The sequence below is a fragment of the Flavobacterium sp. genome (assembly GCF_044349645.1).
Classification (GTDB): Bacteria; Bacteroidota; Bacteroidia; order Flavobacteriales; family Flavobacteriaceae; genus Flavobacterium.
In genome coordinates this window covers 1-11,649 of record NZ_JBIKQP010000045.1, presented here as the reverse complement: position 1 = coordinate 11,649, position 11,649 = coordinate 1, and the positions used below count along the sequence as shown (strand labels likewise).

Here is an 11,649-nt window from a genome sequence, read left to right as displayed (position 1 = left end):
CTTAGTTATATATTCGTGTTCAAATTATACAATGTTGAGCCAACTACGGGAATTGAACCCGTGACCTCTTCCTTACCAAGGAAGCACTCTACCTCTGAGCTAAGTCGGCAGAGAATTTATTTTTAGAATTTTGACTTCAGATTTAATCTCTGGAATCCGAAATCTAAAATTTCTTCTTGTGGGGAGAGCAGGATTCGAACCTGCGAAGTTCACACAGCAGATTTACAGTCTGCCCTCGTTGGCCGCTTGAGTATCTCCCCAAATTTTTCTCTTATATAAAATCCAGAAATATTGAAAATTCCATATCGAAAATCTTCAATATTTAATAGAGCCGGTGGAGGGACTCGAACCCACGACCTGCTGATTACAAATCAGCTGCTCTAGCCAACTGAGCTACACTGGCGTTAAATATAAAAAAGCCCGTTATTTCTAACGGACTGCAAATGTATATTAATTTGTTTTTTAAACAAAATATTTTTGCGAATATTTTTAATTTATATATGATGTTTTACTTTTTCTTTTCTTTTTATTAATATTCTCTCGAATGATTCTGCGGATTGATCGACTGCTTCTTCGAAAGATTTGCATTGTTTTTTTACCATAAATTCGTCTCCTGGGACTAAAATTTTCATCTCTACGACTTTGTTTTCTTTCTCACTGGTCTTTTCAACCTTCAAAAAAACGTCTGATGAAACGACTTTGTCATAATATTTTTCCAATTTATCTACTCTTTCTTGAATAAAACCGACTAACTTTCCGTCAACATTAAAGTTAACTGCATGAACATTTACCTTCATAATTAAACTATTTATTGGTTAAACACTATTTACTTTTTGTTTCGTGGGTGCGAATCACCGTAGACCTTTTTTAACTCAAACAAACTGCTTTGAGTATATATTTGTGTCGAAGCTAAACTTGAATGTCCTAATAATTCTTTGACAGAATTTAAATCAGCACCATTGTTTAAAAGATGGGTTGCAAAAGTGTGACGTAAAATATGCGGACTCTTTTTTACCTTCTCGGAAACATTACTAAAGTAGGAATTTATTAAACGATAAACTAATGAATCGTTCATTTTAACACCTTTTAACGTTAGGAAGAAAATGTCGTTATCGGTAATTCTCTCTAAATAAGCTCGTTCGGTTAAATATAATTTTATTTGACTTGCAATATTTGGTAATAAAGGTAAAATTCTTTCCTTATTTCTTTTACCTAAAACCTTCAAAGTAGCATTTGAAAGATCAATATTCAGCATTTTAAGATGAATTAATTCTGTTCTTCGGATGCCAGTTGAGTAAAATAAGTCGATAATTAATTTATCCCGAACACCCTCAAACCCTTCTGGAAAGGTTATTAAATTTAAAACTTCGTCCAATTCTTTTTCAGAAAAAGGAATTTGAAGCGTTTTGGGAGTTTTTAAAGATTTGTGTTTTAAAAGCGGGCTAATTGCTATTTGCTTTGTCTTTAATAGAAACTTATAATAGGATTTTAAAGACGAGATTTTTCTATTTACAGAAGTATTGGAAATTTGCGCATCAACTAATGTTACGATCCAGCTTCGAATCAAGCTGTAATTTACCTTTAATAAATCTTCAGAATCAAATTCGGTTTTGATATAAGTTTCAAATGAAATCAAATCATTTAGATACGCATTTACCGTATGTGGCGAATACTTTTTTTCTAATTGCAGATAATCTCGAAATGCCGTCTTACTATTTTCCATAAAAAAACCGTTAGCATCAAAGTTAAAAACTTTTAATGACTAACGGTAGTATTTTTTAAAAAGTTGTATTATAAACTTTCCAAATTGTCTTTCATATTTTGAATGTAAGCCGCTTTTTGGATTTTCATTCTGTTTGTCACAGAAGGCTTAATAAAAGCAGTACGTGCACGTAACTGACGAACAGTTCCTGTTTTATCAAATTTTCTTTTATAGCGCTTTAATGCTCTATCGATATTTTCTCCGTCTTTAATTGGTATAATTAACATAATATAGACACCTCCTCTCGTTAAGGGTGCAAATGTAAATATTAATTATTAATTATGAGTAATAATTTGTAAATTATTTTACAGCCGGCTTATAATCCTGATTGTCAATTATCATTTTGGATAAAATCTCTTTAAGAATTTCAGATGTACCTCCCCCTATTGGTCCTAAACGACTATCTCTAAATAATCTTGCTAAAGGATATTCTTCCATGTAACCGTAACCACCTAACATTTGAAGACAGCTATATATGGTTTCGTCTGCAACTTTTGTAGATTTTAATTTAGCCATTGTAGCCTCTTTAACTACATATTCTCCTTTATCTAATCGGGCTATAGCCGCATAATTAAATATTTTACAATGCTCCACATCGGTAGCATGTTCTACAATAGTATGTCGTAATGCTTGAAATTTATTAATTTTTGTTCCAAATGCTTCTCGTTGGGACATATAATCTATGGTATAATCTATTGCAAATTCTGCTCTTGCATGAGCATTAATCGCCATAATTAATCGTTCCGAAGCAAAATGTTGCATAATATAGGGAAAGCCTTTTCCTTCCTCACCCATTAAATTTTCTTCTGGAATCTCTACATTATCAAATGCAATTTCTGCAGTATCGGATGCTCTCCAACCCAGCTTATCTAACTTAGTAGCCGAAATTCCTTTTAAATTGGTATCCATTAAGAAAATACTAATTCCTTTATTTCCAAGTTCAGGACTAGTCTTAGCAGCCACTACATAATAATCGGCATAAACACCATTAGTAATAAAGGTTTTAGATCCATTAATTACATATTTATTACCAACTTTTACAGCTGTGGTTCTCATTCCAGCAACATCACTTCCTCCAAAAGGCTCGGTAATACACAAAGCGCCAATTTTATCACCCAATATACTTGGTACTAAATAATCTTGTTTAATTCTTTCATCACCTTCGGCATTTAAATGCGTCATTGCTAAGTAAGCATGTGCCCACATAGCTGCTGCAAAACCAGAGGATTTAATTTTTTGAAGTTCCTCAAGAAAAACTACGGTATAAAATAAATCCAAATTCATCCCTCCATACGATTCTGGATAAGCAATCCCAAAAAAGCCCATTTCACCGAATTTTTTCCAAATAAATCGATCAATTGTTCCTGTTTTTTCCCATTTTTCAATGTGGGGCACTACTTCTTTATGTAAAAAGTCTTTTAAACTTTTTCTAAACAATTCGTGTTCTTCTGTAAAATAAATCGAATTCATAAGGGATTTTTTATTGTATCTTTTAGAATTCCAAATATAAACTAATAATATCTAATTTTTCACTTGGAAAACCGTTAATTTTTGTTAAATCCTCAGAATTTTTAAAATCACCATTCATACTTCTATAGGTCACAATCGCTTTAGCCAAAGAATATTTAAAATAAGGAAACAACATCAGCTCCTTTATTGAGGCATTATTAATGTCTATTTTCTTTATTTTAGGTGTAGCTGTAACTTTGAAATATTGGTTCAAACTCTCAATTACTTCAGGGGAAAGTCCCCAAACATCTTCCATTTGTTTCATGTTAACAAATCCACCTAGAATTTCTTTTTGCTTCAAAATTCGATCGGATAAAGCAGGACCAATTCCGTATACTTTTATCAAGTCTTCTTTTGTAGCCATATTGATATCTAAAACTATGATTTTAAATGTTTTCTTTTCAAATGGTTTGAAATTGTTGCTTTTACCTTTGTTAACCCAATCTGGAAATTTAAAGTAAGGCGAAATAGCATTTATTAAAGAATCGGAAACTTGAGTTACTTTTTGAAATTCTGCTGCAGAATTTACATATTGATTGGTTTTTCGATAATTCAAAAGCCGATCAATTTCAGCAACTGACATACCCAATTTACTCCCTTTATAATCGGTAATAAAATTGGGATTGAATGGGTAAATCTTCGAAATATAATTTTGCTTTTCTACTTTTAATGAATCGACTATGAATTGCAGTGAAATCCATTTTTGTTTCTCAGAATTATTCTCTTTATAAGAACTTGGATCCAAATAGAAAAACGCAAATTGGCAAACAATACATAACGCCACTAATAGAAAAATCCCACTTCTTTGTGATTTTGAATACTGGAAGTAGGATTTTAATATCATAATACTAGTTTTATAAGTCAAAAACGGAACTCCGTTTCGCTCGAATTAAATCTTTTAATCGCCACCAAAAAGCCAATGTTAGATAAACTCCGAACCAAAGTCCTGCGGTGACAAAAGATATGTAAATAAAAAATAATCTAACGCTATTGGCTCGCATTCCCAACGCATCAGCAAGACGCGAAGAAACATGAAAACCGTGTTTTTCGAAAAAGTATTTTAGGCGAAGTATTAATTTCATTACTATAAATTTATATCACTACAAATTTAGCATTTATACTTCAGATTTCAATAATTCCATTCCAATTGTACATTCCAAACACCGACTTTTATTACAATACTCATTTTTTAATTGCAATAAAGCTTGGGTTTCAAAGGCATTTTGTGCTTTTAGTCCAAAAGAAGAAAACTTTTCGATAATTGCATTTGATTCCGGTTGGACTTGGTTTAACAACGATATTAATTTATCCGAAATTTCTTTGCCTTGGCTTTTAGCATAAGCAAATTGTAACGGAATGATCGTATTTATAATTAATAAATCTATGAAGGATTTAGATAATCCTTTCTTTTTCTTTGGACTGATTTTATCAAATTGATAATGCGTTTTCCAATATTCTGATACCGATTTATCGAAAATTTCATAAATAGCAGCCACATTATCGGCTTTTATAATTTTTGAAAATAGCTGTTGCTGACAATAATATACGTTTGCCAATTGGGAAACTCGAATAGTTGGGAAATTATCAGGTCGGTGCTTGAAAAATTGTAGCGGTGTGAATGAATTGGATTGCAATTGGTATTTGTGAACCAAATAATCAAAGTTTGTTTTTAGATTTTTATAATAATGATCTTCTTTATTAATTTCTAATAAACCCGCGATTCCAAACAGCAAACTTTCTAAATTAAATAAATCGTTTCCTTCTTTACGAATAATTGAAAACGGAATGGAATTAGCCATATTATAAAAAGAATCGCCATTGGTATTTAAACCGAAATTTTTAGCCAATTGGCAAAACAAAATCGCATCCCAATCTTGCAGGGTGCTTTCTGCTAATTCAAAAATGGATTTTGATTTTCGTTCTAACCTTTCAAAAAACAAGCGTTCTTGCCAACTTAACATGATAAATGAATCGATGAACTCAATTTGTTTCTCGCAATAAATCCAAGATTTCGGCGAAACCAAAGAATGATAATTGGCAAGCGTTTCCTTGGAAACAAGTTCTTTAAGAATTAAAACAGGAATTTCAGCGTTGTTTTGACGGTAGATTTCTACATCATGTTCCCAAACTACATGAAGAATTACACTGTCATAATTGGAATCTCGTTCATGATGGTGCGAATACCAATCGGAGGATTTGAGGTGAATTTCAACATTCCCAGCCCATTTTTGATTGTCAATTGTAATTTGGGAATTAAAAAAATCAGGCCCTGCGAGTTGCAAGTAACTTCCAGAATTTTCAATGGTTAGTTTCTCCCCGTTAGAAGTAGTTAAATTCGATGTGTCGAATTTCTTGAATTTCCACAAATAGTGCAGGAAATCTTCTTTCATTTTAAATGGCGTAGAATAAGTTGTAATTACTTTGTCGAATGTAGTCAAAAAAGCCGCGCCGAAAACATTAACCCGAAAAATAAATGTAAATTATCTTAGCAAATACAATTTGGCGCAAGCCCGAGCATCCGATAAAGCTTCGTGGTGGTTCAATTGAATATTCATAATTCGGCAACAATCGCTGAGTCTTGCCGGCTTAAATCCTTTGGCTTTGTATATTTTTACGGTACATTCCCAACGAGATCCAATATTTAAACTATCGTAATCTAAGCCGTGAAGTTCCATCGTTTTTGCCAATACATTTCGGTCAAAACTTTCATTGTGTGCGACCACTACCCTATTTTGTAATCGTTTTTGAATCTCAGGAAACACTTGTGGAAAAGTTTTTGCGTTTATCGTGTCCTTTGGATAAATTCCATGAACCTGAATAGTAAAAGGAGAATAATAATTGTTTAATGGTTTAATTAAAGTCACAAATTCATCGACTATAACACCGTTTTCAACCGTCACAATCCCCACAGAACAAGGATGGTAACCATTTGCTGTTTCAAAATCTATAGCGGTGAAAGTCATTTGAATTAATTTTATGGCAATTTACAAATGTTCTACATACAAAAACAAATTCTATTATATTTGTTAAAAAGTTATTCTATGAAAAAATATATTCTTCTCGTTATAATTCTATTTCATTCGGTTGTTTTGTTTTCACAAAAATCAAACGGCGGAATTAAAGTCACTTTTGAGAGAAAATCCAATGGCTCGTTAATTGAAAACCAAGATTTGGTTGTTTTTTATGCCAATGAAAATAATGGCTGGCTCACGACAGAAAAACGTATTTTGAACCAACTTCCAACGCCTTTCGAAGAGAATTTCATTGATTATAGAAATAACAATTGGTATCAAAGAGCAACATTAAAACCATCCAAAGAGATTATTACTTTGGATAGCACCTCTATTGGTAAACAAAAATTTGAGCTGTTACCCGATACTAAAACCATTTTAGGATACGAATGCCATAAAGCAAAAATTATCGTTAACTCGAACACGATTGAAGTTTGGTACACCAACCAACTTGGTTATAAAGGTGCGCCTTCTATATTAGGTCAGAATTTAGGTTTTGTATTAGAATTAAATCGAAATGGGAACTACCAGGTATTGGCTAACAAAATTGAAAAAATAAAAAAAATGCCTACGCAAATGAATCTCCCGAAGTCAAATCAAGCGAAAGTTGATATTCTTACCTACAGAGATTTACTATGGAAAAGTCGTTTTACCACATTATCAATTTTTAAAAGCGAAGTGATTAATTTTTCCGATGATTCTAAATCAAATGATAGTATTTTGCGTTTTGCAAATGGAACTATCATCGTAAAAAAAGTACGAATCCCAGCAATTAAAAACGGAAGTCAATTGTTTGTTGATGTAACAGAACAATCCAACGGTGATGCTTATGACAGAACGGGATCAGTATTTATAATTCCAACAACCAATAAAGTATCCTTTTTAGACGGATTAAAAAATGGAGTTGCTGCTCTTCCAGTTTATGAAAACGGAAATGGTAAAAAATATCAAGGTGTAGTAAAAACCAAGGATTACGAGCCTTTATTAGAATTAATGCGCTTTTTTACGCCTTTTGGAGTTAAGAAATACAATACCATCCAACTGAAAAATAAAGTGTGGCAAGACAGTGTTTATTACCGACAAGACATTTCTGAAATGAACGATTTAATAAGCAGTCAGGAGGTTTACATCGGGATGAATATTGGAAATTATGACAAAGGCGGACATAAAGTTAGTTTGAATTTGACTATTCATCCAGAAGAAATTTCGAAAAAAACACTTCAAAATATTCCATTGTTTAATACCAATAATATCATGGAAATGGCGGGACAAGAATACGGATCGATGTTCAATTCAGATAAAGGATTAGAAGTGAAATTTACGCTAACTAAACCAATGAAAAACGCTCGTTTGCGTTATATCACCACTGGTCATGGAGGTTGGGAGAATGGCGATGAATTTGTTCCAAAGAAAAATAGCGTCTACTTAGATGAAAAATTAGCCTTCGCATTTGTGCCGTGGCGACAAGATTGTGGCTCGTATCGATTGAGTAATCCAGCTTCAGGAAATTTTGAAAATGGATTGTCTTCCTCCGATTATAGTCGTTCCAACTGGTGTCCAGGAACGGTAACTAACCCAATGTTTATTGACTTAGGCGATCTTTCTGAAGGGGAACATTCCATTCGAATTCAAATTCCTCTGGGAGCAAATGAAGGAAGCAGTTTTAGTGCCTGGAATGTATCGGGAGTATTAATTGGGGAATAAAAAAGCCCGCTATTAACGGGCTATTTTTTATTTTATCGAACCTATAATATCGTATTTGGTAATAATATGGTGTTTTCCATTTCCTAAATCCACTAATACCGCGGCATTTTCACGAGTGAATAATTTTGAAACTTCTTCGATTGGCGTTCCTAATTTAACCATTGGATAGGCTTTCCCCATTACTTCACGAATTGGTTTGTCGCCTCCATTTTTATCCGATACATAACTTTGAAACAAGTCGGATTCATCCACAGAACCCACAAAACCTGAAATATCAATTACCGGAATTTGAGAGATTTTATATTTGCGCATGCGTTCAATTGCGTGTGAAACCAACTCTTCCGTTCTCACCACAATTAATGGTTTGTCAATGTGATCTTTAATTACGTCCTCAGCTTTGGTTACTTCTTCATCTAAAAATCCACGTTCACGCATCCAATCGTCATTGAACATCTTACCGATATACCGACTTCCAGAATCGTGGAATAAAACCACCACCACATCTTCAGGTTTAAAATGTTCTTTCAATTGAAGCACGCCTTTTATCAATGCACCCGCTGAATTTCCTACGAATATCCCTTCTTCCAAAGCAATTTTTCTAGTATAAACAGCTGCATCTTTATCGGTTACTTTTGTAAACCCATCAATAACTGAAAAATCAACATTTTTAGGTAAAATATCTTCACCAATTCCTTCCGTTATGTAGGAATAAATTTCATTTTCATCAAAAATTCCTGTTTCGTGGTATTTTTTAAAAACCGATCCGTAGGTATCTATTCCCCAAACTTTAACATTAGGATTTTGCTCTTTCAAATACCTTCCAATTCCCGAAATGGTTCCTCCAGTTCCCACTCCCACCACAAAATGCGTCACTTTTCCGTCGGTTTGTTTCCAAATTTCAGGACCTGTTTGTTCGTAATGTGCTAAGGCATTTGAGGGATTATCGTATTGGTTTACGTACCATGAATTCGGCGTTTCTTCACCCAAACGTTTTGAAACCGAATAATAAGAACGTGGATCGCTAGGCTCTACATCGGTAGGACAAACCACTACTTTCGCTCCTACCGCACGAAGAATATCCATTTTTTCTTTCGACTGTTTGTCGGTAATAACGCAAATTAATTTGTAGCCTTTTACGATTGCGGCTAGCGCCAATCCCATTCCGGTGTTTCCAGAAGTCCCTTCTATGATAGTTCCACCGGGTTGCAAACGCCCGTCAGCCTCAGCATCTTCAATCATTTTTAATGCCATTCTATCTTTGGTAGAATTACCCGGATTGAACGTTTCAACTTTCGCAAGTACCAGCGCATCAATTTCTGCGGTTATTTTATTCAATCGAACCATTGGTGTGTTTCCAATCGTTCCTAATATATTTTCTGAATATTGCATTTTATTTTTAGTTTTTTTGTTCTACTGATATTAATCGAAGAAATTCCATACCAATCCAAAGCGTATTATAAAATCGTGGTAAGGATTATTTGGCGAAGAATAGTAATTGTTTCCTGTCATTGACGAATTAAAATGTTCGGCTTTTAAATAAATTCTAGTGCGTTGAATTCTTGCATTCGCAAATATATCGATGTTTGGATAAGCACCAATTTCTTTTTGGTTTTGCACAAAAAACTCTCCTAGAATTGGGTTATAATCGTTTGCATAATATTTAGTAAAATAATTAAAAATTACCCCAGTTTGAAGGTACAATGCCTTATTAAAATAATAATCGGAATAATAAAGAGTGTTTCGAAGTACTAATTGAGGTACATTTAATATCTTATCCGATTGATCCACTTTTTGATACAAAAAAGTATTGTCTAAAGCCCATTTTCTAAATTTAACCTCTTTATTTACTTTCAGAGACAAGTGATTGATCGTTTTATCGTATTGCTTTGGTGTAACCAATTGCAAATTTGCAGTGTCGTCATTACTAAAATACAAGAAATCGTTAATCGTATTCAATTCTAAAGATGCGCTTGCCCATTGAGTATTGGCTTCCACCTTCAACGAATTGTGTTTTTCATTTTTGAAGTTATTGAACCAATTGTAGTTGATATAGCTACTTTGATGCAAATTATAAATGTTATTAGGCAAGTTATTGCTGTTTTGGTATTCGAAAGTAAAGCTATTTTTATCGTTAAGCTGGTAATTTAAATGCGCATTAAAGTCAAATAAAGATTGGCTTGTGATAGAACTAGAGTATTGGAATTTACCGTTCCATTTGTTTTTCCTGTATTCGTATTGAGCCCCGATATCGTTTATGATATCGTTTATTGCGTTCGGGATCGTTTGTGTGTTTAAAAACAACACTGAATTGTAATAATAATTGTATCTGTAATCGTCTACGAAAAACTGAAATTTCCCTAAAGTGATATTTTCATAAATAGCTCCTACTTTATTGTACATTCGGTTGTAGCGCACTTGGTCGTTTATATTTGCTGCAGCAAATGAAGGCCCAAAGCGGTACAAAGTAGAGGTAACTCCAGAGCTAGAAGTTATAGTAGTGGGAACTGTAGCTTGATTGAATTCAAAATATTTGTTTTCAAAATTAATTTGATGCGTCAAATAAAGGTTGTTATTTCGCTTTTTAGCGTTGATTTGGAAATTATGATCAAGGAATAACCTTGTTCCAATTAATGTTGTTTTGGCATCTTTTAAATAAACATCCAACCGAGGTCGCTCATTATAAGCCGGATCATTACCTTCAAAATTTTCAGGATTGGACAAACCTCCATTTTCTCCATTCAAAATATCTTGTGAGGTGTAATGAAAATTGGCATAATAGCGTTTGTCTTTCGTATTGTAACTAGAGGTAAATCTGAAATTTCCTGTACTTGAAAGTTGATTGATATATTTTCCTAAAGATCGTAACCCTTTGTATGCAATAGAAAAATTAAAACGCTCTGAGGTATTTAAAGTAACAAATGCGTCTAAATTTTGACCTTGCTCCATTACCGTTTTAAAATACAATTCCGTAAATGGGGTTGCCACAGAATAGTACTTAATATCGTTGGGTTGATAGTAATTAAAATGCTTTCCAGTGTAACCAAACTCAGGAAAAGAAGTTCGTAATTTTGAGGTATACTGTAATGTGGTGTAGGGCTGACCTTCATTTGCGAAAGGCATTAAGCCAAATAAATCTCTACGAAGGTAATTGTAGTCGTACTCTTTTTTTATAGTTAAAGAAGTATCTACAAAAGTAGTATCCCGTTCCAAAGTAATAATTCTGTATTGAGAAATTGTTGCTTTTGGTTGGTCATTGGAATGATCAATTATAAGTGAAGCTCTTTTTACTGTGTCTAATTTTGCTCCATTATTCACTTGTGAAAAAAGTGAAAATGAGATTAAGAAGACCAAAAAAAGCAAGCGAAATTTCATAAAAATATTTTCAACAAATATACTATTATAAATAAATATTTAATAATGAAATTGCTGTTAAAAAAAAACCCCGCATAAAGCGGGGTTTTAAAATTATAGTATATTAAATATTAATATCCTGTATTTTGTTGGATTCCACCATTAGCATTTAACTCAGCTTGTGGAATAGGTAAAGCCCATTTGTAGCTAGTTAAAGATAAATTAGTTGGGTTTGCACCTGGAATGTTCCAAGAAGCTGAAGCATAATCAGCAGGATCTCTATCTAAAGAAGCACCAGCTAAAGTTCCTAAA

General features: G+C 33.2%; 12 protein-coding genes and 3 tRNA genes. 1 reads left to right on the top strand and 14 read right to left on the bottom strand.

Annotated elements, in window-relative coordinates; all coding sequences use genetic code 11:
* Positions 1 to 37: 37 nt before the first annotated feature.
* From AC9UFV_RS08560 to AC9UFV_RS08510, 11 genes are all read right to left on the bottom strand, one after another.
* Positions 38 to 109, bottom strand: a tRNA-Thr gene (locus tag AC9UFV_RS08560).
* Positions 110 to 179: 70 nt separating this feature from the next.
* A tRNA-Tyr gene (locus AC9UFV_RS08555) sits at positions 180 to 260 on the bottom strand.
* A 69-nt stretch (positions 261 to 329) separates the two neighbouring features.
* A tRNA-Thr gene (locus tag AC9UFV_RS08550) sits at positions 330 to 403 on the bottom strand.
* Positions 404 to 494: 91 nt separating this feature from the next.
* On the bottom strand, positions 495 to 797 hold the full coding sequence (gene hpf / locus AC9UFV_RS08545) for a ribosome hibernation-promoting factor, HPF/YfiA family (RefSeq protein WP_509521751.1): 303 nt from the start codon (positions 795 to 797) through the stop codon (positions 495 to 497).
* A 29-nt stretch (positions 798 to 826) separates the two neighbouring features.
* Entirely contained in the window at positions 827 to 1,723 is an 897-nt protein-coding gene (locus tag AC9UFV_RS08540) for a tyrosine-type recombinase/integrase (protein ID WP_509574848.1), read from the bottom strand.
* 68 nt (positions 1,724 to 1,791) lie between these two features.
* The gene (gene rpsU / locus AC9UFV_RS08535; protein WP_027310656.1) at positions 1,792 to 1,989 is read right to left on the bottom strand and encodes a 30S ribosomal protein S21; all 198 of its coding nucleotides are present in this window, start codon (positions 1,987 to 1,989) and stop codon (positions 1,792 to 1,794) included.
* A gap of 73 nt (positions 1,990 to 2,062) precedes the next feature.
* Positions 2,063 to 3,232, bottom strand: coding sequence for an acyl-CoA dehydrogenase family protein (locus AC9UFV_RS08530; protein WP_509574846.1), 1,170 nt, complete (start codon positions 3,230 to 3,232; stop codon positions 2,063 to 2,065).
* A 22-nt stretch (positions 3,233 to 3,254) separates the two neighbouring features.
* Positions 3,255 to 4,115 carry a ComEA family DNA-binding protein gene (locus tag AC9UFV_RS08525; protein WP_509574843.1) on the bottom strand — a complete coding sequence of 287 codons (861 nt, stop codon included), beginning with the start codon at positions 4,113 to 4,115 and terminating at the stop codon, positions 3,255 to 3,257.
* 10 nt (positions 4,116 to 4,125) lie between these two features.
* Positions 4,126 to 4,353: a hypothetical protein gene (locus AC9UFV_RS08520; RefSeq protein ID WP_027310653.1), complete on the bottom strand. Its 228-nt coding sequence runs from the start codon at positions 4,351 to 4,353 to the stop codon at positions 4,126 to 4,128.
* 33 nt (positions 4,354 to 4,386) lie between these two features.
* Entirely contained in the window at positions 4,387 to 5,661 is a 1,275-nt protein-coding gene (locus tag AC9UFV_RS08515) for a DUF2851 family protein (RefSeq protein WP_509574841.1), read from the bottom strand.
* 90 nt (positions 5,662 to 5,751) lie between these two features.
* Entirely contained in the window at positions 5,752 to 6,234 is a 483-nt protein-coding gene (locus AC9UFV_RS08510) for a 3'-5' exonuclease (protein ID WP_509574839.1), read from the bottom strand.
* A 78-nt stretch (positions 6,235 to 6,312) separates the two neighbouring features.
* On the opposite strand from AC9UFV_RS08510, the gene AC9UFV_RS08505 reads away from it, so the two are divergent.
* Positions 6,313 to 7,986, top strand: coding sequence for a PNGase F N-terminal domain-containing protein (locus tag AC9UFV_RS08505; RefSeq protein ID WP_509574837.1), 1,674 nt, complete (start codon positions 6,313 to 6,315; stop codon positions 7,984 to 7,986).
* 27 nt (positions 7,987 to 8,013) lie between these two features.
* On the opposite strand, the gene AC9UFV_RS08500 is transcribed toward AC9UFV_RS08505, so the two are convergent.
* From AC9UFV_RS08500 to AC9UFV_RS08490, 3 genes are all read right to left on the bottom strand, one after another.
* The gene (locus tag AC9UFV_RS08500; protein ID WP_509574835.1) at positions 8,014 to 9,375 is read right to left on the bottom strand and encodes a pyridoxal-phosphate dependent enzyme; all 1,362 of its coding nucleotides are present in this window, start codon (positions 9,373 to 9,375) and stop codon (positions 8,014 to 8,016) included.
* A 30-nt stretch (positions 9,376 to 9,405) separates the two neighbouring features.
* Positions 9,406 to 11,358, bottom strand: a complete 1,953-nt coding sequence (locus AC9UFV_RS08495) for a putative porin (protein ID WP_509574833.1) — start codon at positions 11,356 to 11,358, stop codon at positions 9,406 to 9,408.
* Between the two features lie 110 nt (positions 11,359 to 11,468).
* A partial coding sequence (locus tag AC9UFV_RS08490; protein WP_509574831.1) for a RagB/SusD family nutrient uptake outer membrane protein occupies positions 11,469 to 11,649 on the bottom strand: 181 nt, incomplete at its 5' end.

Excerpts from the sequence above, each read along its gene's own strand:
- AC9UFV_RS08540 (WP_509574848.1), bottom strand. The coding sequence starts at position 1,723 with ATGGAAAATAGTAAGACGGCATTTCGAGATTATCTGCAATTAGAAAAA.
- AC9UFV_RS08505 (WP_509574837.1), top strand. The coding sequence starts at position 6,313 with ATGAAAAAATATATTCTTCTCGTTATAATTCTATTTCATTCGGTTGTT.
- AC9UFV_RS08510 (WP_509574839.1), bottom strand. The coding sequence starts at position 6,234 with ATGACTTTCACCGCTATAGATTTTGAAACAGCAAATGGTTACCATCCT.
- AC9UFV_RS08525 (WP_509574843.1), bottom strand. The coding sequence starts at position 4,115 with ATGATATTAAAATCCTACTTCCAGTATTCAAAATCACAAAGAAGTGGG.
- AC9UFV_RS08515 (WP_509574841.1), bottom strand. The coding sequence starts at position 5,661 with ATGAAAGAAGATTTCCTGCACTATTTGTGGAAATTCAAGAAATTCGAC.
- hpf (WP_509521751.1), bottom strand. The coding sequence starts at position 797 with ATGAAGGTAAATGTTCATGCAGTTAACTTTAATGTTGACGGAAAGTTA.
- AC9UFV_RS08530 (WP_509574846.1), bottom strand. The coding sequence starts at position 3,232 with ATGAATTCGATTTATTTTACAGAAGAACACGAATTGTTTAGAAAAAGT.
- AC9UFV_RS08520 (WP_027310653.1), bottom strand. The coding sequence starts at position 4,353 with ATGAAATTAATACTTCGCCTAAAATACTTTTTCGAAAAACACGGTTTT.
- AC9UFV_RS08500 (WP_509574835.1), bottom strand. The coding sequence starts at position 9,375 with ATGCAATATTCAGAAAATATATTAGGAACGATTGGAAACACACCAATG.
- rpsU (WP_027310656.1), bottom strand. The coding sequence starts at position 1,989 with ATGTTAATTATACCAATTAAAGACGGAGAAAATATCGATAGAGCATTA.
- AC9UFV_RS08495 (WP_509574833.1), bottom strand. The coding sequence starts at position 11,358 with ATGAAATTTCGCTTGCTTTTTTTGGTCTTCTTAATCTCATTTTCACTT.